29 protein-coding genes are annotated in these 22,458 nt (G+C 68.7%); 27 read left to right on the forward strand and 2 right to left on the reverse strand.

The annotated features are described in order from the left end of the window. Positions 1-55 precede the first annotated feature (55 nt). From rplN to glmM, 25 genes are all read left to right on the forward strand, one after another. Complete coding sequence (gene rplN / locus ACZ6ZR_RS24320; protein WP_030393301.1) at positions 56-427, forward strand: 50S ribosomal protein L14; 372 nt, start codon at positions 56-58, stop codon at positions 425-427. A 15-nt stretch (positions 428-442) separates the two neighbouring features. Beyond that, entirely contained in the window at positions 443-754 is a 312-nt protein-coding gene (gene rplX, locus ACZ6ZR_RS24325) for a 50S ribosomal protein L24 (RefSeq protein WP_465645663.1), read from the forward strand. Next, positions 754-1,323: a 50S ribosomal protein L5 gene (rplE, locus tag ACZ6ZR_RS24330; RefSeq protein WP_465645557.1), complete on the forward strand. Its 570-nt coding sequence runs from the start codon at positions 754-756 to the stop codon at positions 1,321-1,323. Before rplX ends, rplE begins: the two co-directional genes overlap by 1 nt. 4 nt (positions 1,324-1,327) lie before the next feature. Further along, positions 1,328-1,513 (forward strand): type Z 30S ribosomal protein S14, encoded by a 186-nt coding sequence (locus ACZ6ZR_RS24335; RefSeq protein WP_030393303.1) that lies wholly within the window; start codon positions 1,328-1,330, stop codon positions 1,511-1,513. A 267-nt stretch (positions 1,514-1,780) separates the two neighbouring features. Then, positions 1,781-2,188 (forward strand): 30S ribosomal protein S8, encoded by a 408-nt coding sequence (gene rpsH / locus ACZ6ZR_RS24340; RefSeq protein WP_345286223.1) that lies wholly within the window; start codon positions 1,781-1,783, stop codon positions 2,186-2,188. 22 nt (positions 2,189-2,210) lie between these two features. Then, positions 2,211-2,750, forward strand: a complete 540-nt coding sequence (gene rplF / locus ACZ6ZR_RS24345) for a 50S ribosomal protein L6 (RefSeq protein WP_465645559.1) — start codon at positions 2,211-2,213, stop codon at positions 2,748-2,750. Positions 2,751-2,753: 3 nt separating this feature from the next. Continuing rightward, entirely contained in the window at positions 2,754-3,137 is a 384-nt protein-coding gene (rplR, locus tag ACZ6ZR_RS24350) for a 50S ribosomal protein L18 (RefSeq protein ID WP_345286219.1), read from the forward strand. A gap of 48 nt (positions 3,138-3,185) precedes the next feature. Then, the gene (gene rpsE, locus ACZ6ZR_RS24355; protein WP_345286217.1) at positions 3,186-3,821 is read left to right on the forward strand and encodes a 30S ribosomal protein S5; all 636 of its coding nucleotides are present in this window, start codon (positions 3,186-3,188) and stop codon (positions 3,819-3,821) included. After that, positions 3,821-4,003 carry a 50S ribosomal protein L30 gene (gene rpmD, locus ACZ6ZR_RS24360; protein WP_014136270.1) on the forward strand — a complete coding sequence of 61 codons (183 nt, stop codon included), beginning with the start codon at positions 3,821-3,823 and terminating at the stop codon, positions 4,001-4,003. Before rpsE ends, rpmD begins: the two co-directional genes overlap by 1 nt. 1 nt (position 4,004) lies before the next feature. After that, a complete protein-coding gene (rplO, locus tag ACZ6ZR_RS24365; protein ID WP_465645561.1) occupies positions 4,005-4,460 on the forward strand; it encodes a 50S ribosomal protein L15 in 456 nt (151 codons plus the stop codon). A 310-nt stretch (positions 4,461-4,770) separates the two neighbouring features. Further along, a complete protein-coding gene (secY, locus tag ACZ6ZR_RS24370) occupies positions 4,771-6,081 on the forward strand; it encodes a preprotein translocase subunit SecY (protein WP_465645563.1) in 1,311 nt (436 codons plus the stop codon). Then, the gene (locus ACZ6ZR_RS24375; protein ID WP_465645564.1) at positions 6,081-6,734 is read left to right on the forward strand and encodes an adenylate kinase; all 654 of its coding nucleotides are present in this window, start codon (positions 6,081-6,083) and stop codon (positions 6,732-6,734) included. The genes secY and ACZ6ZR_RS24375 overlap by 1 nt, the downstream gene beginning before the upstream one ends. A gap of 105 nt (positions 6,735-6,839) precedes the next feature. Continuing rightward, positions 6,840-7,676 (forward strand): type I methionyl aminopeptidase, encoded by an 837-nt coding sequence (gene map, locus ACZ6ZR_RS24380; RefSeq protein WP_465645566.1) that lies wholly within the window; start codon positions 6,840-6,842, stop codon positions 7,674-7,676. Positions 7,677-7,769: 93 nt separating this feature from the next. Beyond that, positions 7,770-8,192 carry a large conductance mechanosensitive channel protein MscL gene (gene mscL / locus ACZ6ZR_RS24385; protein ID WP_465645568.1) on the forward strand — a complete coding sequence of 141 codons (423 nt, stop codon included), beginning with the start codon at positions 7,770-7,772 and terminating at the stop codon, positions 8,190-8,192. A gap of 161 nt (positions 8,193-8,353) precedes the next feature. Further along, positions 8,354-8,575 (forward strand): translation initiation factor IF-1, encoded by a 222-nt coding sequence (gene infA, locus ACZ6ZR_RS24390; RefSeq protein ID WP_003956442.1) that lies wholly within the window; start codon positions 8,354-8,356, stop codon positions 8,573-8,575. Between the two features lie 38 nt (positions 8,576-8,613). Then, complete coding sequence (gene rpmJ / locus ACZ6ZR_RS24395) at positions 8,614-8,727, forward strand: 50S ribosomal protein L36 (RefSeq protein WP_003956441.1); 114 nt, start codon at positions 8,614-8,616, stop codon at positions 8,725-8,727. Between the two features lie 197 nt (positions 8,728-8,924). Then, positions 8,925-9,305: a 30S ribosomal protein S13 gene (gene rpsM, locus ACZ6ZR_RS24400; RefSeq protein WP_345286202.1), complete on the forward strand. Its 381-nt coding sequence runs from the start codon at positions 8,925-8,927 to the stop codon at positions 9,303-9,305. Between the two features lie 73 nt (positions 9,306-9,378). Beyond that, positions 9,379-9,786: a 30S ribosomal protein S11 gene (gene rpsK, locus ACZ6ZR_RS24405; protein ID WP_396296772.1), complete on the forward strand. Its 408-nt coding sequence runs from the start codon at positions 9,379-9,381 to the stop codon at positions 9,784-9,786. Positions 9,787-9,929: 143 nt separating this feature from the next. After that, positions 9,930-10,952 (forward strand): DNA-directed RNA polymerase subunit alpha, encoded by a 1,023-nt coding sequence (locus tag ACZ6ZR_RS24410; RefSeq protein WP_030393313.1) that lies wholly within the window; start codon positions 9,930-9,932, stop codon positions 10,950-10,952. A gap of 155 nt (positions 10,953-11,107) precedes the next feature. Beyond that, positions 11,108-11,596, forward strand: coding sequence for a 50S ribosomal protein L17 (gene rplQ, locus ACZ6ZR_RS24415; RefSeq protein ID WP_465645572.1), 489 nt, complete (start codon positions 11,108-11,110; stop codon positions 11,594-11,596). Positions 11,597-11,669: 73 nt separating this feature from the next. After that, positions 11,670-12,566 (forward strand): tRNA pseudouridine(38-40) synthase TruA, encoded by an 897-nt coding sequence (gene truA, locus ACZ6ZR_RS24420; protein WP_465645574.1) that lies wholly within the window; start codon positions 11,670-11,672, stop codon positions 12,564-12,566. A gap of 165 nt (positions 12,567-12,731) precedes the next feature. Beyond that, the gene (locus ACZ6ZR_RS24425; protein WP_465645576.1) at positions 12,732-14,396 is read left to right on the forward strand and encodes an ABC-F family ATP-binding cassette domain-containing protein; all 1,665 of its coding nucleotides are present in this window, start codon (positions 12,732-12,734) and stop codon (positions 14,394-14,396) included. Between the two features lie 227 nt (positions 14,397-14,623). Next, positions 14,624-15,067: a 50S ribosomal protein L13 gene (rplM, locus tag ACZ6ZR_RS24430; protein ID WP_465645578.1), complete on the forward strand. Its 444-nt coding sequence runs from the start codon at positions 14,624-14,626 to the stop codon at positions 15,065-15,067. A gap of 58 nt (positions 15,068-15,125) precedes the next feature. Further along, the gene (gene rpsI, locus ACZ6ZR_RS24435; RefSeq protein WP_465645665.1) at positions 15,126-15,620 is read left to right on the forward strand and encodes a 30S ribosomal protein S9; all 495 of its coding nucleotides are present in this window, start codon (positions 15,126-15,128) and stop codon (positions 15,618-15,620) included. 187 nt (positions 15,621-15,807) lie between these two features. Next, positions 15,808-17,175 carry a phosphoglucosamine mutase gene (glmM, locus tag ACZ6ZR_RS24440; protein ID WP_465645580.1) on the forward strand — a complete coding sequence of 456 codons (1,368 nt, stop codon included), beginning with the start codon at positions 15,808-15,810 and terminating at the stop codon, positions 17,173-17,175. A gap of 54 nt (positions 17,176-17,229) precedes the next feature. Here the strand turns inward: glmM and coaA are convergent, their stop codons facing one another. After that, on the reverse strand, positions 17,230-18,222 hold the full coding sequence (coaA, locus tag ACZ6ZR_RS24445) for a type I pantothenate kinase (RefSeq protein WP_465645582.1): 993 nt from the start codon (positions 18,220-18,222) through the stop codon (positions 17,230-17,232). Positions 18,223-18,310: 88 nt separating this feature from the next. Here coaA and glmS point away from each other — a divergent pair, with 88 nt between their 5' ends. Continuing rightward, positions 18,311-20,167 carry a glutamine--fructose-6-phosphate transaminase (isomerizing) gene (gene glmS, locus ACZ6ZR_RS24450; RefSeq protein ID WP_465645584.1) on the forward strand — a complete coding sequence of 619 codons (1,857 nt, stop codon included), beginning with the start codon at positions 18,311-18,313 and terminating at the stop codon, positions 20,165-20,167. A 32-nt stretch (positions 20,168-20,199) separates the two neighbouring features. Here glmS and ACZ6ZR_RS24455 read toward each other — a convergent pair whose 3' ends face one another. After that, complete coding sequence (locus tag ACZ6ZR_RS24455) at positions 20,200-20,748, reverse strand: Uma2 family endonuclease (protein ID WP_465645667.1); 549 nt, start codon at positions 20,746-20,748, stop codon at positions 20,200-20,202. 171 nt (positions 20,749-20,919) lie between these two features. Between ACZ6ZR_RS24455 and ACZ6ZR_RS24460 the strand changes: the two genes are divergently transcribed. Next, positions 20,920-22,332, forward strand: coding sequence for an NAD(P)H-hydrate dehydratase (locus tag ACZ6ZR_RS24460; RefSeq protein WP_465645586.1), 1,413 nt, complete (start codon positions 20,920-20,922; stop codon positions 22,330-22,332). The last annotated feature ends 126 nt before the right edge of the window (positions 22,333-22,458 follow it).

Here is a 22,458-nt window from a genome sequence, read left to right on the forward strand (position 1 = left end):
GACCGGGTGAGCAGCGGCCGGCCCGTCGACCTTCGTTGACGATCAGGAGAAAGCTGTGATCCAGCAGGAGTCGCGACTGCGTGTCGCCGACAACACTGGTGCCAAGGAAATCCTTTGCATCCGTGTTCTCGGTGGTTCCGGTCGCCGCTACGCCGGTATCGGGGACGTCATCGTCGCCACCGTCAAGGACGCGATCCCCGGCGGTTCGGTGAAGAAGGGTGACGTCGTCAAGTGCGTCGTCGTCCGTACCGTCAAGTCGCGTCGCCGTCCGGATGGCTCGTACATCCGCTTCGACGAGAACGCCGCGGTCGTTCTGAAGAACACCGATGGTGACCCCCGCGGTACCCGCATCTTCGGCCCGGTGGGCCGCGAGCTGCGCGACAAGAAGTTCATGAAGATCATCTCGCTGGCGCCGGAGGTGCTCTAACCCATGGCGAACAGCATGAAGATCAAGAAGGGTGACCTGGTTCAGGTCATCACCGGCAAGGACAAGGGCAAGCAGGGCAAGGTCATCCAGGCCATCCCCGCTACCAACAAGGTCCTGGTCGAGGGTGTGAACCGGGTCAAGAAGCACACCAAGCCGGGCCCGGGCACTCAGGGTGGCATCGTCACCGTCGAGGCCCCGGTGCACGTCTCCAACGTCCAGCTGGTCGTGGAGAAGGACGGCAAGAAGGTCGTCACCCGAGTTGGCTACCGCTTCGATGACGAGGGCAACAAGATCCGCGTTGCCAAGCGAACCGGTGAGGACATCTGATGTCTGAGACGACTGTTGAGAAGGTGACCCCCCGCCTCAAGGAGCGTTACAACTCCGAGGTGAAGGGCCAGCTGCAGGAGCAGTTCAAGTACGAGAACGTCATGCTGATCCCCGGCCTGGTCAAGGTCGTGGTCAACATGGGTGTCGGCGAGGCTGCCCGTGACAGCAAGCTGATCGAGGGCGCGATCCGCGACCTCACCGCCATCACCGGCCAGAAGCCGGCGGTGACGAAGGCTCGTAAGTCCATCGCGCAGTTCAAGCTGCGTGAGGGCCAGCCGATCGGCACCCACGTCACCCTCCGTGGTGACCGCATGTGGGAGTTCGTGGACCGTCTGGTGTCGCTGGCCCTGCCGCGTATCCGTGACTTCCGCGGCCTCTCGCCGAAGCAGTTCGACGGCCGTGGCAACTACACCTTCGGTCTGACCGAGCAGGTCATGTTCCACGAGATCGACCAGGACAAGGTCGACCGTCAGCGCGGTATGGACATCACCGTCGTGACCACCGCTCAGAACGACGACGAGGGCCGTGCGCTCCTGCGCGCACTGGGCTTCCCGTTCAAGGAGGCGTGAGCCAATGGCGAAGAAGTCCCTCATCGCGAAGGCCGAGCGTAAGCCGAAGTTCGGCGTGCGGGCCTACACCCGGTGCCAGCGTTGCGGTCGTCCGCACTCTGTCTACCGCAAGTTCGGCCTCTGCCGTGTGTGCCTCCGTGAGATGGCGCACCGCGGCGAGCTGCCGGGCGTGACCAAGAGCTCCTGGTAACCCAGGCTCTAGGTTCCCTGCGAATCAGCAGTGTGCCCGACCCCACGCACCCCCGTTTTGGGGGAGCCGTACGGGATCCCGTAAGGTAGTGGGGTCGGGCCCCCTGTCGCGGTCAGTTGTGTGCTGTCCGCGACCCTCTCTGAGAGGGCTCGCACCCAGTCTTACTACGTCGCAGGTCCCCTGCGCCTGTGCCCTTGCCGCACTCTCCGGAGTGCGGCAAGGGGACCTGGTGCGGAGAAACCACGGCGAGAGAGGCCTGAGGCCATCATGACCATGACCGACCCCATCGCAGACATGCTCACGCGTCTGCGTAACGCGAACTCGGCGTACCACGACACCGTGGCGATGCCGGCCAGCAAGCTCAAGGCGCACGTCGCCGAGATCCTGCAGCAGGAGGGGTACATCTCCTCCTACAAGGTTGAGGAGCCGGTTGAGGGCGAGGTCAGCAAGAAGCTGACCATCGAGCTCAAGTTCGGCCCCAACCGTGAGCGCTCCATCGCCGGCATCAAGCGCATCAGCAAGCCGGGTCTGCGCGTTTACGCAAAGTCCACCAACCTGCCGAAGGTCCTCGGCGGCCTGGGCGTGGCGATCATCTCCACGTCCTCGGGTCTCCTCACGGACAAGCAGGCCGCCAAGAAGGGCGTAGGCGGAGAAGTTCTCGCCTACGTCTGGTAATTCGGGAAACGGAGGTACAGCAATGTCTCGCATTGGACGGCTGCCCATCCCGGTTCCCGCCGGCGTGGACGTCACCATCGATGGCCAGGCGGTCTCGGTGAAGGGCCCCAAGGGCTCCCTCACCCACGTTGTCGCCGAGCCGATCGAGATCGGCAAGGGCGAGGACGGCACGCTGCTCGTCACCCGCCCGAACGACGAGCGTCAGTCGAAGGCCCTGCACGGCCTTTCCCGCACGCTGGTGGCGAACATGATCACCGGCGTGACCGCGGGCTACCGCAAGTCGCTCGAGATCAGCGGTGTTGGTTACCGTGTCCTGGCGAAGGGCTCCGACATGGAGTTCCAGCTGGGCTACAGCCACCCCATCCTGGTCGAGGCGCCGGAGGGCATCTCCTTCGTCGTCGAGTCGCCCACCAAGTTCCACGTGGACGGCACCGACAAGCAGAAGGTCGGCGAGGTCGCCGCGAAGATCCGCAAGCTGCGGAAGCCCGACCCGTACAAGGCCAAGGGCGTCAAGTACGCGGGCGAGGTCATCCGCCGCAAGGTCGGAAAGAGTGGTAAGTAAGCCATGACCGTCTCTGTCAAGATCGGCAAGGGCAACGGCTACAAGAACGCTGCCCGCAAGCGCCGCGCGATCCGCGTTCGCAAGCGCGTCGTCGGCACCGAGGTGCGTCCGCGCCTCGTCGTGACGCGCTCGAACCGTCACATGGTCGCCCAGGTCATCGACGACGCCAAGGGTCACACCCTGGCGTCGGCGTCCACCCTCGACGTGTCCATCAAGGGCAACGAGGGCGACAAGACCGAGCTGGCCAAGAAGGTCGGGAGCCTGGTCGCCGAGCGCGCCAAGGCCGCCGGCATCGAGTCGGTCGTCTTCGACCGCGCGGGCAACCGGTACGCCGGCCGCATCGCCGCCCTGGCGGACGCGGCCCGCGAGGCCGGGCTCGACTTCTAAGCCGCTCGTCGACTTAGTCGACGGACGTAAACGAGAGAGGTAATACCAATGGCTGGACCCCAGCGCCGCGGAAGCGGCGCCGGCGGCGGCACCGGCGGTGGCGAGCGGCGTGACCGTAAGCGTGACGACCGGGGCAACGCCCCCGCCGTCGAGAAGACTGCTTACGTCGAGCGCGTCGTTGCGATCAACCGTGTCGCCAAGGTTGTCAAGGGTGGTCGTCGTTTCAGCTTCACCGCGCTGGTCGTGGTGGGCGACGGTGACGGCACCGTAGGTGTCGGCTACGGGAAGGCGAAGGAGGTTCCGGCCGCCATCGCCAAGGGTGTTGAGGAGGCCAAGAAGAACTTCTTCAAGGTCCCCCGTATCCAGGGCACCATCCCGCACCCGATCCAGGGTGAGAAGGCCGCCGGCGTCGTGCTCCTGAAGCCGGCGTCCCCCGGTACCGGCGTTATCGCCGGTGGCCCGGTGCGTGCCGTCCTGGAGTGCGCCGGCGTTCACGACATCCTGTCGAAGTCGCTCGGCTCGGACAACGCGATCAACATCGTGCACGCCACGGTGGCCGCTCTGAAGGGCCTCGTGCGCCCCGAGGAGATCGCCGCTCGTCGTGGCCTGCCGCTGGAGGACGTGGCTCCGGCCGCCCTGCTGCGTGCTCGCGCGGCGGGTACCGCTGCGGCGGTGAGCGCCTGATGGCTCGCCTGAAGGTCACTCAGACCAAGTCGTACATCGGTAGCAAGCAGAACCACCGTGACACCCTGCGTTCGCTCGGCCTGAAGCGGCTGAACGACACCGTGGTGAAGGAGGACCGCCCGGAGATCCGCGGCATGGTCCACACCGTTCGTCACCTCGTCACGGTCGAGGAGGTGGACTGAAATGGCAGACAACTCGCCGATCAAGATCCACAACCTGCGCCCGGCCCCCGGTGCCAAGACCGACAAGATCCGCGTCGGTCGTGGTGAGGGTTCCAAGGGTAAGACTGCAGGTCGTGGTACCAAGGGCACCAAGGCCCGCTACCAGGTTCCGCAGCGCTTCGAGGGTGGGCAGATGCCCCTCCACATGCGTCTGCCGAAGCTCAAGGGCTTCAAGAACCCGGCGCACAAGCAGTTCCAGGTCGTGAACCTGGAGAAGCTGGCCGAGCTCTACCCGCAGGGTGGCGAGGTCACCGTGGCCGACCTGATCGCGAAGGGCGCCGTTCGCAAGAACGAGCTCGTCAAGGTCCTCGGCCAGGGCGACATCGCGGTTGCGCTGCAGGTGACGGTCGACGCCGTCTCCGGCTCCGCCGCCGAGAAGATCACCGCCGCCGGCGGTTCGGTCACCGAGCTCCTCTGAGCCCGCTGCCGTTCCACGGAACCCCGTTCCTCCTTCGGGAGGGACGGGGTTCCGTGCTTTCCGGGACGATTTTCCGCTGACTTTTGTGTGTCAAAACGGGCATCCCGTCCCCCATGCGTGGGGGAGGGGTGGTACGCGCTTCTTTCGGGTGGCCGACCACTGTTAGAGTCCGTGGAGTTCCCTTGTAGGCTGCGCCCAGGCTTGCCTGTGCCGTCCGGAGAAACCCGGGGCCCACGGGGGCTGCAATCCCCACACACCCATTCAGGACCGACCCTTCCGCCGACGACGTGCGGGAGGCGCAGGAGGCACCGTGCTCAGTGCGTTCGCGCGGGCGTTCCAGACGCCCGACCTGCGCAAGAAGCTGCTGTTCACGCTGGGCATCATGGTGCTGTTCCGGCTGGGCGCCCACGTTCCCGTACCGGGCGTCAACTTCGTCGCGGTCAACCAGTGCCTGAAGGACCAGTCGCAGAGCGGCTTGTTCGGCCTGGTGAACCTCTTCAGTGGTGGCGCACTGCTCCAGCTGACGATCTTCGCGCTCGGGATCATGCCGTACATCACGGCCAGCATCATCCTCCAGCTCCTCACCGTGGTGATCCCGCGGCTCGAGGCGCTGAAGAAGGAGGGGCAGGCCGGCCAGACGAAGATCACCCAGTACACCCGCTACCTGACCATCGCGCTCGCTGTGCTCCAGGGCACCGGCATCGTCGCGACGGCCTCCAGCGGCGCCCTGTTCTCGGGCTGCACCGTGGCCGGCCAGGTCGTGCCGGACCAGTCGATCTTCCGCATCGCCTCCATGGTGATCACCATGACCGCGGGCACCACCGTGGTCATGTGGCTCGGTGAGCTGATCACCGACCGCGGCATCGGCAACGGCATGTCCATCCTGATCTTCACCTCCATCGCCTCCGGCTTCCCGGGCTCGATGTGGGCGATCAAGCTCTCCGGCAAGATCGGTGGCGGCTGGGTCGAGTTCTTCAGCGTGATCGCGATCGGCGTCGTCGTGGTGGTCCTCGTCATCTTCGTCGAGCAGGCCCAGCGCCGGATCCCGGTCCAGTACGCCAAGCGGATGATCGGGCGCCGCGCCTTCGGCGGCACCTCGACCTACATCCCGCTGAAGGTCAACCAGGCCGGTGTCATCCCGGTCATCTTCGCCTCCTCGCTGCTGTACATCCCGGCGCTGGTGGCCCAGTTGACCAACAGTCAGGCGGGCTGGGCGACGTGGATCAACACCAACTTCGTCCGTGGTGACCACCCGGTCTACATGGCCACCTACTTCGTGCTGATCGTGTTCTTCGCGTTCTTCTACGTCGCCATCTCCTTCAACCCCGAAGAAGTTGCCGACAACATGAAGAAGTATGGTGGGTTCATCCCGGGCATCCGGGCCGGCCGACCGACGGCCGAGTACCTTAACTACGTGCTGACCCGTATCACGTGGCCGGGGTCGCTCTACCTGGGCCTGATCGCGTTGATCCCGATGATCGCCCTGGTCGCCTTCAACGCGAACCAAAACTTCCCGTTCGGTGGCACCAGTGTGCTCATCGTCGTCGGTGTCGGACTCGAAACTGTGAAGCAGATCGAGAGCCAGCTCCAGCAGCGTAATTACGAAGGGTTCCTCCGCTGATGCGTATCGTCCTCGTCGGACCTCCCGGGGCCGGGAAGGGTACTCAGGCGCACGTCCTGGCCAAGACCCTGTCCATTCCCCACATCTCCACCGGAGACCTGTTCCGCGCCAACATCAGCCAGGGCACCCCGTTGGGGCTCGAGGCCAAGGCGTACATGGACGCGGGTCGCCTGGTACCGGATGAGGTCACCATCGGGATGGCCAAGGACCGCATGCTCCAGGAGGACGCCGCCAACGGCTTCCTGCTGGACGGGTTCCCCCGGAACCTCGGCCAGGCCAAGGCCCTGGACGAGATCCTGGTCGAGTTCGGCATCGCCCTCGACGGCGTGCTGGACCTGGAGGTCCCCGAGGACGAGGTCGTCAAGCGGATCGCCGGCCGCCGGCTCTGCCGCAACGACGGTGGTCACGTGTACCACGTGGTCTACAACCCGCCGAAGACCGAGGACGTCTGCGACGAGTGCGGCGGCGAGCTGTACCAGCGCTCGGACGACACCGAGGAGAAGGTGCGGACCCGGCTCGAGGTCTACCACACGGAGACCGAGCCGATCATCGCCTACTACGAGCAGCAGGGTCTGCTGGTCACCATCTCGGCGCTGGGCAAGGTCGACGAGGTCACCGAGCGCGCGGTCGGCGCGCTGAAGAAGAACGCCTGACGGTCTCGTGACGACGGCCGGGAAGCCCTTCGTGGGCTTCCCGGCCGTCGTCACGTCGTACCGTAGGTGAGTAGCAGCAGTACGGACGGAAGGCGTGGAACCCAGATGGTGGAGATCAAGACCCCCGAGCAGATCGCCAAGATGCGGGCGGCCGGGCTGGTCGTGGCCGAGGCGCTGAAGGCCTGCCGGGAGGCGGTGGCCCCGGGGATCACCACCCAGGAGCTGAACGACATCGCGGACAAGGTGATCACCGGTCACGGTGCGACCTCGAACTTCCGCGCGCACCACGGCGGGCTGTGGTTCCCCGGCGTGATCTGCGCCTCCGTCAACGAGGAGGTCGTGCACGGCATCCCCGGCGAGCGGGTCCTCCAGGAGGGCGACCTGATCTCGATCGACTGCGGCGCGATCCTGGAGGGCTGGCACGGCGACGCGGCGATCACCGTCGCGGTGGGGGAGACCGCCCCGCAGAACGTGCTGCTCTCGCAGGTGACCGAGGGCTCGATGTGGGCCGGCATCGCCCAGATGAAGAAGGGCAACCGCCTGGTCGACGTCTCCCGGGCGATCGAGGGCTTCATCCGCCGCCAGCCGCTGCCGCCCAAGGGCAAGTGGGGCATCACCGAGGGCTACGGCGGCCACGGCATCGGCACCGCGATGCACATGGAGCCGCACGTGCTGAACTACGTGGCCGGCCGCGGCAAGGGCCCCAAGCTGATTCCGGGCACCGTGCTGGCGATCGAGCCGATGGTCTCGCTCGGCACCCCGCACACCGCGATCCTGGACGACGAGTGGACGGTCGTCACCAACGACGGCACCTGGGCCTCGCACTGGGAGCACTCGGTGGCCGTCACCGAGGAGGGCCCGCTGGTGCTCACCGCCTTCGACGGCGGCAAGGCCGAGCTGGCGAAGCTGGGCGTCGCGGCAGCTCCCGACCCGCTGGCCTGAGCCCTCGGACACAGCCACGGCCTGCAGGTTTCGTCCTGCAGGCCGTTTGTCCTATTTTTAGCAGCTGACAACCGCTGAAAAGGGGACGAGCAAGTGCTCAAGGGATTCCGCGACTTCATGATGCGCGGCAACGTGATCGACATGGCCGTCGGTGTGGTCATCGGCTCGGCCTTCACCGCGGTGGTGACGGGCTTCGTCGCCGCCTTCCTCACCCCGCTGGTCGGCGTGGTGGTCGGTGCGGCCGGCGACTTCCGGTCGTACAGCTTCACCGTGCTGGAGGTCACTTTCCCGTACGGCCAGTTCCTGAACGTGCTGATCGCGTTCCTGCTGACCGCCGCGGTCCTGTACTTCTGCGTGGTGCTGCCGGTCACCAAGGCGACCGCGCGCTACCTGCCGAAGAAGCCGAAGGCGGCCAAGCGCCCGTGCCCGGAGTGCCTGAGCGACATCCCCGAGGCCGCCCGCCGCTGCGCGCACTGCACCGCGCAGGTGGAGCCGCTGGTGTTCACCAGCCTCTGAGCCGGTTTTGGCGTGGCTGGGCCCGTGGCGTACGATGGACCGTCGGCTCACTCGTAGCGTGCTTCTGCACGCCCTCTACCCACTAGGGCGGGGGTGAACCCAGGTTCGCACGAGCGTGCCGCATACGGTAGCCGTTCCCCGGAAGGTGGATCTCGTAGTTCATGGCAAAGAAGCAAGGCGCCATTGAGATCGAGGGCACCGTGATCGAGTCCCTGCCGAACGCCATGTTCAAGGTGGAGCTGCAGAACGGTCACAAGGTCCTCGCGCACATCAGCGGCAAGATGCGGATGCACTACATCCGTATCCTCCCGGACGACCGGGTTGTCGTGGAGCTCAGCCCTTATGACCTGACTCGAGGCCGGATCGTCTACCGGTACAAGTAACAAGCATCTGTCAGATCTAGACCCGGAGAACCTGAACCATGAAGGTCAAGCCGAGCGTCAAGAAGATCTGCGACAAGTGCAAGGTGATCCGCCGTCACGGCCGGGTCATGGTGATCTGCGACAACCTGCGCCACAAGCAGCGCCAGGGCTGATCAGCCTCACCCCGCATTTCTCGTACGTCTTTGCGTGAACACAGCTTCGCGCGACGCGAACAACGTCATACGCGGGCTGCCCGATCCGTCCCTCGCGGGACGGACTGCCACCTCCGGCGCAGAGGCCGGGGCTCCCACACCGAGAGGTGTCGGAGTAGGTAGCACGTCAGACCTCTGAAGAACCACAGGAGCCATGAATGGCACGCCTCGCAGGCGTTGATCTCCCGCGTGAGAAGCGGATTGAGATCGCACTGACCTACGTCTACGGCATCGGCCGCACCCGCGCGCAGCTCGCGCTCGCGGAGACTGGCGTCAACCCGGATGTCCGCGTTCGCGACATCACCGAGGACGACCTGGTCAAGCTGAGCCAGTACATCGACGCGAACTTCGAGGTCGAGGGTGACCTCCGCCGCGCCGTTGCCGCTGACATCCGCCGCAAGGTCGAGATCGGCTGCTACGAGGGTCTGCGTCACCGCCGTGGCCTCCCGGTCCGCGGTCAGCGCACCCACACCAACGCGCGTACCCGCAAGGGCCCGCGTCGCGCGATTGCCGGCAAGAAGAAGCCGGGCAAGAAGTAGTCCGCCCGTTAACCGGACATCCCTCCGGCCCGCGGGTTAGCGGACCGACCACCTCAGTAGGAGAAACAGACTTATGCCCCCCAAGGGTCGTCAGGCTGCCGGCGCGAAGAAGCTGCGCCGCAAGGAAAAGAAGAACGTCGCTCACGGCCACGCGCACATCAAGAGCACGTTCAACAACACCATCGTTTCGATCACCGACCCGCAGGGCAACGTGATCTCCTGGGCCTCCGCCGGCCACGTCGGCTTCAAGGGCTCGCGCAAGTCCACCCCGTTCGCCGCGCAGATGGCCGCCGAGGCCGCTGCCCGTCGCGCGATGGAGCACGGCATGCGCAAGGTCGACGTCTTCGTCAAGGGTCCGGGCTCCGGCCGCGAGACCGCGATCCGTTCGCTGTCCGCCGCGGGCATCGAGGTCGGTTCGATCCAGGACGTCACCCCCACCCCGCACAACGGCTGCCGTCCGCCGAAGCGTCGCCGCGTTTGATCCGGCGCCTTCGGGCAGTCTGATGATTTAAACCTCGTACGGGGTCTGGCTCGGTGCATGTCACTGTGCGGCCGGACCCCGTACGCTGGTTCTGTTCGGCATCAAATAGTGGGTGCCGAGTTCCAACTGGAGGATCTGAAAACATGCTGATCGCTCAGCGTCCCTCGCTGACCGAAGAGGTCGTCGACGAGTTCCGCTCGCGGTTCGTGATCGAGCCGCTCGAGCCGGGCTTCGGCTACACCCTCGGCAACTCTCTCCGCCGCACGCTCCTCTCCTCGATCCCCGGTGCCGCTGTCACCAGCATCCGGGTCGACGGTGTCCTGCACGAGTTCACCACCGTGCCGGGCGTCAAGGAGGACGTCACCGACCTCATCCTCAACATCAAGCAGCTGGTCGTCTCCTCGGAGCACGACGAGCCGGTCGTGATGTACCTGCGCAAGCAGGGTCCGGGTGTGGTCACCGCCGCCGACATCGCGCCCCCGGCCGGTGTCGAGGTGCACAACCCCGAGCTGATCCTCGCCACGCTCAACGGCAAGGGCAAGCTGGAGATGGAGCTGACCGTCGAGCGCGGTCGCGGCTACGTCTCCGCCGTGCAGAACAAGGCTTCCGGCCAGGAGATCGGCCGCATCCCGGTCGACTCGATCTACAGCCCCGTGCTGAAGGTCACCTACAAGGTCGAGGCCACCCGTGTCGAGCAGCGGACCGACTTCGACAAGCTCATCGTCGACGTCGAGACCAAGCCCGCCATGCGCCCCCGTGACGCCATGGCCTCGGCCGGCAAGACCCTGGTGGAGCTGTTCGGTCTCGCCCGCGAGCTGAACATCGACGCCGAGGGCATCGACATGGGCCCGTCCCCGACGGACGCCGCCCTGGCCGCCGATCTCGCCCTGCCGATCGAGGAGCTCGAGCTCACCGTTCGGTCGTACAACTGCCTCAAGCGCGAGGGCATCCACACCGTGGGTGAGCTCGTCGCCCGCTCCGAGGCCGACCTGCTCGACATCCGCAACTTCGGTGCGAAGTCGATCGACGAGGTCAAGGCGAAGCTGGCCGGCATGGGCCTGGCGCTCAAGGACAGCCCGCCCGGGTTCGACCCGACCGCCGCCGCCGACGCCTTCGGCGCCGACGACCTGGACGACGCGGGTTACGCGGAGACCGAGCAGTACTGAGCATTGTCCGGGGGACCACCCCCAGACCCCGTGTTTGGACGGGGCGGCCCCTCGGGGCCGCTCCTGTTCGATGAAGGAAAGCCGTACCGGCAACAGTGCCGGTGCGCCCGTCCCGGTACCTGATACGGCCGGGTTCGGAGATTTGAGGAGCAACCATGCCCCGTCCCACGAAGGGTGCCCGCCTCGGCGGTGGCCCGCACCACGAGCCGCTGCTGCTCGCCGGCCTGTGCCGCGAGCTGTTCCAGTACGGCCGCATCACCACGACCGAGGCCAAGGCCCGTCGGATGCGCCCGCTGGCCGAGCGCCTCATCACCAAGGCGAAGGTCGGCGACATCCACAACCGTCGCATCGTCCGCAAGACGATCACCGACGTCTCCGTGCTGCACACCCTCTTCACCGAGATCGCGCCGCGCTACGAGAACCGCCCGGGTGGTTACACCCGTATCACCAAGATCGGTCCCCGTCGTGGCGACAACGCCCCGATGGCCGTGATCGAGCTGGTCGAGGCGCTCACCGTCGCGCAGACCGCCGTCGGCGAGGCCGAGGGCGCCACCAAGCGCGCCGTCAAGGAGGCCGACGCCAAGGCCGAGGAGACCGCGGTCGAGGAGACCGAGGCCACCGAGGTCGAGGCCGACAAGGCCTGACACCTTCTCAGGTGACGTCCGGGCCCGCTCCCTTCACCGGGGGGCGGGCCCGTTCCCTTTTTAGGAGTACTACGTGGTGAACGACTGTGCCGAGCAGCCCCCGGTCAAGGACGGCCCGGCGGACGGGCACGTGCGGATCCGGCTCGACCTGGCCTACCAGGGCGCCGAGTTCTCCGGCTGGGCGCGGCAGCGCGGGCGCCGCACCGTGCAGGAGGAGATCGAGAGCGCGCTGCAGATCGTGACGCGCAGTCAGGAGCTCTTCCCGCTCACGGTGGCGGGCCGCACGGACGCCGGGGTGCACGCACGGGGCCAGGTCGCGCACGTGGACCTGCCGGCGGAGCTGTGGGCCGAGCACGGCGAGAAGCTGCTGCGGCGGCTGGCCGGGCGGCTGCCGGCGGACGTCCGGATCTACCGGGTCTCGGAGGCGCCGAGCGGGTTCGACGCGCGGTTCGCGGCGGTCTGGCGGCGGTACGCGTACCGGGTCGCCGACCACCCGGGCGGGGTCGACCCGCTGCTGCGGGGGCATGTGCTGTGGCACGACCGGCCGTTGGACGTGGAGAAGATGAACGAGGCGGCGCGGCTGCTGCTGGGGGAGCACGACTTCGCGGCCTACTGCAAGAAGCGCGAGGGGGCCACGACGATCCGGACGCTGCTGGAGCTGCGCTGGGACCGGGTGCCGGTGGACTCCTACGCCTCGCAGGAGGGGTCGCTGGCGGTGGCCACCGTGCGGGCGGACGCGTTCTGCCACAACATGGTGCGGTCGTTGGTGGGGGCGATGCTGCTGGTCGGCGACGGGCACCGGCCGGTGGAGTTCCCGGGGGAGGTGCTGGCCGGCCGGGTACGGAACTCGGCCGTGAACGTGGTCCGGCCGTACGGGCTGACGCTGGAGGAGGTCGGTTACCCGGCCGACGACCAGCTCGCGGAGCGGAACCGGCTCGCGCGGCGCATGCGGACGCTTCCCGGAGCGTAGGGGAACGGCAGCGCGTGCAACTGGCTCGTGTGCCCCGATCCAGCGCTGGGCCGCCTTCCGGACTCGCGCGGTTCCTCGCGCCCCCGATGGCCCCTTCGGGGCCACCGGTGCTGGCCGGCCAAAACGGTTTGGGCCGTATGGGCGGAAGGCGGCACAATCCCTGCCATGGGACACGTCGAGATTTCGCACCTGGAGTACTACCTGCCGGACGGGCGGGTGCTGTTCGACGACGCGTCGTTCCGGGTCGGCGAGGGCTCCGCGGTGGCGCTGGTGGGCGCGAACGGGGCCGGTAAGACCACGCTGCTGCGCATGATCGCGGGGGACACCCAGCCGCACGGCGGGACGGTGACGGTCAGCGGGGGGCTGGGCGTGATGCGCCAGTTCGTCGGGACGACCGGCCGGGAGGACCAGCGGGAGACACCCGGGGCGCTGCCGGCCGACGCCTCGGTGCGGGACCTGCTGGTCTCGGTGGCGCCGCCGCGGATCGCCACGGCGGCCAAGGCGGTGGACGCCGCCGAGCTGGCGATGATGGCGCAGGACGACGAGAAGTCGCAGATGGCGTACGCGCAGGCGCTCTCGGACTGGGCCGACGCCGACGGCTACGACTACGAGACGGTCTGGGACCTCTGTACCGCCGCCGCGCTGGGGATGCCGTTCGACCGCGCGCAGTTCCGCGGGCTGAACACCCTCTCCGGCGGTGAGCAGAAGCGGCTCGTCCTGGAGGCGCTGCTGCGCGGCCCCGAGGAGGTGCTGCTCCTCGACGAGCCGGACAACTACCTCGACGTGCCGGGCAAGCGCTGGCTGGAGGAGGCCATCAAGGCCACTTCGAAGACCGTGCTGTTCATCTCGCACGACCGCGAGCTGCTCTCCCGCTCCGCCGACAAGATCATCAGCGTCGAGACCGGCTTCGGTGGCGGCGGCAGCTCGGTCTGGGTGCACGGCGGTGGTTTCGACTCCTTCCACGAGGCCCGCAAGGAGCGCTTCGAGCGCTTCGAGGAGCTGGGCCGGCGCTGGGACGAGGAGCACGCCAAGCTCAAGAAGCTGGTGGTGAACCTCCGTCAGGCCGCCTCCGTCAGCCATGCGCTGGCCACCCGGTACGCGGCCGCGCAGACCCGGCTGAAGAAGTTCGAGGCGGCCGGCCGGCCGGAGGAGCCGCCGCGCGAGCAGAACATCACCATGCGGCTCAAGGGCGGCCGCACCGGTGTGCGTTCGCTCACCATCGAGCAGCTGGAGCTCTCCGGGCTGATGAAGCCCTTCGACCTGGAGGTCTTCTACGGCGAGCGGGTCGGCGTGCTGGGCTCCAACGGCTCCGGCAAGTCGCACTTCCTGCGCCTGCTGGCCGGCGACGAGACGGTGAAGCACTCCGGCTCGTTCAGGCTCGGCGCCCGGGTGGTGCCCGGCCACTTCCGGCAGACCCACGCCCATCCGGAGCTGTTCGGACGGACCGTCAGGTCGATCATCGAGGAGGAGCACGCGCTCAGCCGCGGGGCCGCGATGGGCGCGCTGCGCCGGTACGAGCTGGACCGGCAGGAGGAGCAGAAGTTCGAGTCGCTCTCCGGCGGCCAGCAGGCCCGGCTGATGATCCTCAAGCTGGAGCTGGACGGCGTCACCGCGCTGCTGCTGGACGAGCCGACGGACAACCTCGACCTGGAGAGCGCCGAGGCGCTCCAGCAGGGCCTGGAGGCCTTCGAGGGCACCGTGCTGTGCGTGACCCACGACCGTTGGTTCGCCAAGACCTTCGACCGCTTCCTGGTCTTCGGTTCGGACGGCCGGGTGTACGAATCCAAGGAGCCGGTCTGGGACGAGACCCGGGTCCGGCGCGACCGTTGAGCCGCTCGGCCGCCGGGCGTTTTTGACCCGTACGGACCCGGCCGGTAGGCTGGGCCCTTGTTGTGCGTATTGGCTCGCTCCATCTCACGTGAGAGGTCGGTACGCCGGAGACACCAAGGCCGATGACCAGCGGCTTCCCCTTGAATTGCGTCCAAGTGGAGCCAGGCTGATCTCCCGCCCAGGTGCTCCTGTCAGGACTCACTCACTGAAAAGCAGAGGCTACGACCGTGCGTACGTACAGCCCCAAGCCCGGCGACGTCCAGCGTCAGTGGCACGTCATCGACGCGCAAGACGTTGTGCTCGGCCGCCTGGCCTCCCAGGCCGCCAACCTCCTCCGGGGCAAGCACAAGGCGATCTACGCGCCGCACGTTGACACTGGTGACTTCGTCATCATCATCAACGCGGACAAGGTGCACCTGTCGGGTAACAAGAAGACCCAGAAGATGGCGTACCGCCACAGCGGCTTCCCGGGCGGTCTCCGCTCGATCCGCTACGACGACCTCCTGGCGAACAACCCGGAGAAGGCCGTCGAGAAGGCCATCAAGGGCATGATCCCCAAGAACAGCCTGGGCCGTCAGATGCTCTCCAAGCTGAAGGTCTACTCGGGCGACCAGCACCCGCACGCTGCCCAGCAGCCGGTGCCGTTCGAGATCACCCAGGTCGCGCAGTAATTCCGGCCACCAAGCCCCCATCACTGAAAAGCTGAGGAACACCGTGGCCGAGACTGCCATCGAGAGCACCCTTGAGGTCGAGTTCGACGACACCGTCGTCGAGGGCGACTACACCTCGGAGGAGACCTACACCTCCGAGTCCCTGGCCGGCCGCTTCGGCGAGGCCATCCCCGGCGCCGGCCTCGGCCGTCGCAAGGAGGCCATTGCCCGCGTCCGGATCGTTCCGGGCACCGGCAAGTGGAAGATCAACGGTCGCACCCTGGAGAACTACTTCCCCAACAAGGTGCACCAGCAGACCGTGAACGAGCCCTTCAAGCTCCTTGAGCTCGACGGCCGTTACGACGTCGTCGCCCGCATCTCGGGTGGCGGTGTCTCGGGTCAGGCCTACGCGCTGCGCCTCGGTGTCGCCCGTGCGCTGAACGAGGCGGACGTGGACAACAACCGCGCCGCGCTCAAGAAGGCCGGTTTCCTGATGCGTGACGCGCGTGCCGTCGAGCGCAAGAAGGCCGGTCTCAAGAAGGCCCGCAAGGCGCCGCAGTACAGCAAGCGCTAAACATTCCCTTCGGGGGGCGTACCGTTTCGATGGTGCGCGCCCCTGGGGTGTGTTGTACGCCCCGGAGCACCCCGTGTGCTCCGGGGCGTCGTGCTTTCCGCGTTCGAGCGCCTGTGCGGAGGGCTCGGGACGCGAGAGATTTCTGCCTGTCAGACTGCTGGTGGAACGGCGACGGAGGACGGAAAACGTGGGACGACTCTTCGGTACGGACGGTGTGCGCGGTGTGGCCAACGAGGGCCTGACCGCCGAACTGGCGCTCGGCCTCTCGGTGGCTGCGGCGCACGTGCTCGGTGACGCGGGGGCCTTCGACGGCCACCGCCCGGTCGCGGTGGTGGGCCGGGACCCGAGGGCGTCCGGGGAGTTCCTGGAAGCGGCGGTCATCGCCGGGCTGGCCAGCGCGGGCGTGGACGTGCTGCGGGTCGGCGTGCTGCCGACCCCCGCCGTGGCGTACCTCACGGGTGCGCTCGGGGCCGACTTCGGCGTGATGCTGTCGGCGAGCCACAACGCGATGCCCGACAACGGCATCAAGTTCCTCGCCCGCGGCGGCCACAAGCTGGACGACGCCATCGAGGACGCCATCGAGGCGCACTACCACCGCTACGGGGTCGGCACGGACGAGAACTGGCAGCGCCCGACCGGCGCGGCCGTCGGCCGGGTCCGCCAGTACACCGAGGGCTTCGACCGGTACGTCGCCCACCTGGTCGCCGTGCTGCCCAACCGCCTGGACGGCGTGAAGGTGGTCATCGACGGCGCCCACGGCGCGGCCGCCCGGGTCGCTCCCGAGGCCTTCGCCCGGGCCGGCGCCGAGGTGGTCTACACGCTGGGCGCCGAGCCCGACGGGCTCAACATCAACGACGGCGTCGGCTCCACCCACCTGGACAAGCTGCGCGTCGCGATGCGGGAGCACCGGGCCGACCTGGGCATCGCCCTGGACGGCGACGCCGACCGCTGCCTTGCCGCCGACGCGGACGGCAACGAGGTGGACGGCGACCAGATCATCGCCATCCTCGCGGTGGCCATGAAGGAGGCCGGCACCCTGCGCCGGAACACCGCGGTGGCCACCGTGATGTCCAACCTGGGCTTCAAGCTGGCGATGGAGCGCGAGGGCATCGAGCTGGTGCAGACCGCCGTCGGCGACCGCTACGTGCTGGAGGCGATGAAGCAGCACGGCTTCGCGCTGGGTGGTGAGCAGTCCGGTCACGTGATCCTGCTGGACCACGCCACCACCGGCGATGGCACCCTCACCGGCCTGATGCTCGGTGCCCGGGTGGCCGCCACCAAGCAGCCGCTGGCCGACCTGGCCGCCGTGATGACCCGGCTGCCGCAGGTGCTGATCAACGTCAAGGGCGTGGACCGGAGCCGGGTGTCCACCTCGGTGGAGCTGACCGCCGCCGTCGCGGCCGCCGAAGCGGAGCTGGGTGCCACCGGGCGGGTGCTGCTGCGGCCCTCCGGCACCGAGCCGCTGGTGCGGGTGATGGTGGAGGCGGCCGACGAGGTGCAGGCCAAGGCCGTCGCGGAGCGGCTGGCGGCGGACGTCCGGACGTACCTCGGCTGATCCCGTTCCGACCGTGACTCAGGCCCCCACCGGTGGTGGGGGCCTGAGTCCGTTTCAGAGCTTGCGCAGCAGGGCGCGGCGGACCTTGTGGTCGGCGCCCTTCTGGAGGACCAGGGTGGCCCGGCCGCGGGTGGGGAGGACGTTCTCCAGCAGGTTGGGCTTGTTGATGGTGCGCCAGACCTGGCGGCCGTACTCCATCGCCTCCTCCTCCGGCACCTCGGTGAAGCGGCGGAAGTAGGAGTTCGGGTCCTGGAAGGCGGTGTCCCGGAGCTTCTTGAAGCGGGACAGGTACCAGCGCTCGATGTCGTCGGTGCGGGCGTCCACGTAGATGGAGAAGTCGAAGTAGTCGGCCACCGCGAGGCGGGTGCGGCCGTCGGTGCCGGGCAGGGCCGGCTGGAGCACGTTGAGGCCCTCGACGATCAGGATGTCGGGGCGCTCCACGGTGAGGCGCTCGTCCGGCACGATGTCGTAGACCAGGTGCGAGTAGACCGGGGCGGTGACCAGGTCCTTGCCGGCCTTCACGTCCGCCACGAAGCGCATCAGCGCCCGGCGGTCGTAGGACTCGGGGAAGCCCTTGCGGGCCATCAGGCCCCGGCGGCGGAGCTCCTCGTTGGGGAGCAGGAAGCCGTCCGTGGTGACCAGCTCGACCCGGGGGTGTTCGGGCCAGCGGGCCAGCAGGGCCTGGAGCAGGCGGGCGGTGGTGGACTTCCCGACCGCGACCGAGCCGGCCACGCCGATCACGAACGGGGTGCGGGTGCGCTCGGTGTCCGGGGTGTCCAGGAAGGTCCCGACGGTGCTGCGCAGCTCGTGGGTGGCGTGGATGTAGAGGTTGAGCAGCCGGGACAGCGGCAGGTAGACGTCCCGCACCTCGTCCAGGTCGAGCGCCGTGCCCAGACCGCGGAGCTCCTCGACCTCCTCGGCGGTCAGCGGCAGTGGAGTGCGCTCGCGTAGCGCGCTCCACTCGGCCCGGTCCAGATCCACGTACGGGGAGGGGGTGGGCGTCGCGGGAGCGCCCCTCGTACAGAGTTCGGTCAGCACGTGCTCCATTGTGGGCCGTTCCGGGGCGGGCGGGTGCTGTGGTGTCGGTCACGAGCGGCGCCGGGTCCGTGACGAGGGCCACGCATATGCTGACCTTATGTGCGGAATTGTGGCTTATGTGGGCTCTCAGGGAGCCATGGACGTGGTCGTCGAAGGGCTACGACGACTGGAGTACCGCGGTTACGACTCGGCCGGTGTGGCGCTTCAGACACCGCGACCTGACGGACGGTGGGCCCTCGCCACCGAGAAACGGGCCGGAAAGCTGGCCAATCTGGAGAAGGCGCTGGCGGAGCAGCCGCTCCCGGCCGGTACCACCGGGATCGGTCATACGCGGTGGGCGACGCATGGTGGTCCGACGGACGTGAACGCGCATCCGCATCTGGATGACCACGGGCTGGTGGCGGTGGTGCACAACGGGATCATCGAGAACTTCGCCGTGTTGCGGGAGGAGTTGGCGGGGCGGGGGCACGTGTTGCGGTCGGAGACGGACACGGAGGTGGTGGCGCATCTGTTGGGGGAGGTGTTCGCGGGGGATCTGGCGGAGGCGATGCGGGTGGTGTGCCGTCGTCTGGAGGGTGCTTTTACGTTGGTGGCGGTGCACGCGGAGCAGCCGGGTGTGGTGGTGGGGGCTCGGCGTAATTCGCCGTTGGTGGTGGGGCGTGGTGTGGGGGAGAACTTCTTGGCGTCGGATGTGGCGGCGTTCATCGCGTTCACGCGGGAGGCGGTGGAGCTGGGGCAGGACCAGGTGGTGGAGTTGCGGGCTGACGGTGTGTCGGTGACGGACTTCGACGGTGCGCCGGCGGTGGTGCGGGAGTACCACGTGGACTGGGACGCGTCGGCGGCGGAGAAGGGGGGCTACGACTACTTCATGCTGAAGGAGATCGCCGAGCAGCCGAAGGCGGTCGCGGACACCCTGCTGGGTCGGATCGGGGCGGACGGGCAGCTGACGCTGGATGAGCTGCGGTTGGCCGACGCGGACTTGCGGTCGGTGGAGAAGGTGGTGATCGTCGCCTGCGGGACGGCCTACCACGCGGGGGCGATCGCCAAGTACGCGATCGAGCACTGGACGCGGGTGCCGTGCGAGGTGGAGGTCGCCAGCGAGTTCCGGTACCGGGATCCGATCCTGGACGAGCGGACGCTGGTGATCGCGATCTCCCAGTCGGGGGAGACGATGGACACCTTGATGGCGCTGCGGCACGCGCGGGAGCAGGGCGCGAAGGTGCTGGCGATCTGCAACACCAACGGCTCCACGATCCCGCGCGAGTCCGACGCGGTGCTTTACACCCACGCCGGGCCGGAGGTGGCGGTCGCCTCGACCAAGGCGTTCCTCACCCAGCTGGTCGCCTGCTACCTGGTGGCGCTCTACCTGGGGCAGGTGCGCGGCACCAAGTGGGGGGACGAGATCCTCGCGGTGATCGAGGAGCTGCGGGACGCGCCCAGGCAGGTGGAGCAGGTGCTGCGGACCATGGAGCCGGTGCGCGAGCTGGCCCGTTCGCTGGTGGACGCCCGCTCGGTGCTCTTCCTGGGGCGGCACGTGGGCTACCCGGTGGCGCTGGAGGGGGCGTTGAAGCTCAAGGAGCTGGCGTACATGCACGCAGAGGGCTTCGCGGCCGGGGAGCTGAAGCACGGCCCGATCGCGCTGATCGAGGAGGGGCTGCCGGTGGTGGTCGTGGCGCCGTCGCCGCGTGGGCGGTCGGTGCTGCACGACAAGATCGTCTCCAACATCCAGGAGATCCGGGCCCGCGGTGCCCGCACCATCGTGATCGCGGAGGAGGGCGACGAGGCCGTCGTCCCGTACGCCGACCACCTGATCCGGATCCCGGCGACGTCGGTACTGCTCCAGCCGCTGGTGGCCACCGTCCCGCTCCAGGTCTTCGCCTGCGAACTCGCCACCGCCAAGGGCCACGAGGTCGACCAGCCCCGCAACCTCGCCAAGTCCGTCACGGTCGAATAGGGCTGACCGGGTGTCACCACCCCGCCGGGCTCTCAGCCCAGCGGGGTGGTGTCCAGGGCGAAGGAGAACGGGGCGGGCAGATCGAGCGGCTTTCCGAAGGGGACCTGGAGGCGGCTGGCGTAGTCGCCGTTCACCGGGTCGCCGAACAGGACGGCCTCGGAGCGGCCGCGGTCGATCAACAGGTAGCAGGGGATGGCAGCGGCGGCGTAGCCACGGCGCTTGGCGTCGCGGTCCTTGGCGGCGTTGCCGGACGTGACCTCGAAGACCAGCAGGACACCGGAGGTGTCGGCCCAGGGCTCGGCGCCGTGGAAGTGGCCGACGGGGGTGACGGTGCCGTCAGGGATGAAGCGGCCGAGGGGGGTGATCAGACCCTTGGTCGGCGCCAGGTCCAGATCGACAGGGGCCTCGCGGATGAACTGACGGAGCAGCGAGGAGATCGCTGCCTCGTGCGAACCGTCCGGCGGTGGGGTCACGACGATCTCCCCTTCGATCAGTTCAGCCTTGAAGCCGAGTGGCGTGTCGAGGTCGAGGAAGGCTTGCAGGAGCTCGTCCTCGGGTGACAGGTGCTCGATGGCAGGCATGGCGGCCAAGGCCCTTCTCCCTCCTGTCGGGTGGCGTCGCGCGAAAGGCTAGGTGCGCGAACCGGCTCCCGGAGGGGATCGAAGCGGTTCTCATTCGAAAGTGTGCCGCAAGCTCCGGGCCCCGGGGGCGTAGCGTCGGAGTGGTCATCGCCGAGAGTCAGGGAGTCGGACATGCGCAGCGCCCACACGGTCGGTCAGGTCCGGTCGGCGGAGGCGGAGCTGATGGCCCGTCTGCCGGAGGGGACGTTGATGCAGCGGGCCGCGTACGGGCTGGCGGCGGTCTGCGCCCGGTTGCTGGGGCGGGTGTACGGAGCCCGGGTGCTGGTGCTCGCGGGGAGCGGGGACAACGGCGGGGACGCGCTGTACGCGGGGGCGCTGCTGGCCCGGCGGGGGGCCTCGGTGCGGGCGCTGCTGCTGAGTCCGGAGCGGGTGCACGCCGGCGGGCTGGCGGCGCTGCGGGCGGCCGGCGGGGTGGTGACGGCGGATCAGGGGGAGTACGGCACGGCGGACCTGGTGCTGGACGGGATCGTCGGGATCGGCGGCCGGGGCGGGCTGCGCGCCGGGGCGGCCGGGCTGGCGGCCGCGGGGCGGCGCGGCACGCTGGTGGCGGTGGACGTGCCGAGCGGGGTGGACGCGGACACCGGGGAGGTGGAGGGCGCGGCGCTGCGGGCGGACGTGACGGTCTGCTTCGGCACGTACAAGCCGGGCCTGCTGATCGATCCGGGGGCCTCGTACGCCGGGGTGGTGCACCTGGTGGAGATCGGGCTGGAGCTGCCGGAGGCGGGGGTGACGGCGCTTCAGGACGCGGACGTGGCGGCGCTGCTGCCGGTGCCCGGGGCGGAGAGCGACAAGTACCGGCGGGGCGTGGTCGGGGTGGCCGCCGGGTCGGAGCAGTACCCGGGGGCGGCGGTGCTGGCGGTGGCGGGGGCGCTGCGCGGCGGTGCCGGGGCGGTGCGGTACGTGGGCTCGGCGGCGGCCGAGGTGGTGCGGCGCTTCCCGGAGGCGCTGGTGAGCGAGGGGACGCTGGCGGCGGCCGGGCGGGTGCAGGCCTGGGTGGTCGGGCCGGGCGGCGGCGCCGGGGTGGGGGAGCGGCTCGACCAGGCGCTGGCGGGCACGGTCCCGGTGGTGGTGGACGCGGACGGGATCACCGAGCTGGCCCGGCGCGGCCCGCAGGACGGCCCGCCGCTGGTGCTCACCCCGCACACCGGGGAGGCGGCCCGGCTGCTGACGGAGGGTGGGGAGCCGCCCGCCGCGGCGGACTTGGCGGCCACCCGGCTGCGCACCGCCCGGCGGTTGGCGGAGAAGTACGGGGCGGTGGTGCTGCTCAAGGGCTCCACGACGGTGGTGGCCACCCCGGACGGTCGAGCCAGAGTCAATCCGACCGGCACCTCCTGGCTCGCCACGGCCGGCAGCGGTGATGTCCTGGCCGGCCTCCTCGGGTCGCTGTTGGCTGCGGGGCTCGACCCCTTCGATGCGGCCTCGGTGGCGGCGTACCGACACGGACTGGCAGGGAGGCGCGCCGCCGCGCAAGGCACCCCGATCACCGCCACCGAAGTCGCGGCGCACTTGACCTCGCGGGACTAGGCCATGCCGCCGGGGGCGCGAGGAACTGCGCGAGGCGGAAGGCGCCGACAGTCGGATCGGGGCCCACGAGTCAGTTGCACGCGGAACCGAACGTTCCACCCGCCGCGTCGCAGAGGCGTATGCGCG

The organism is Kitasatospora sp. NPDC088742 (assembly GCF_055584905.1).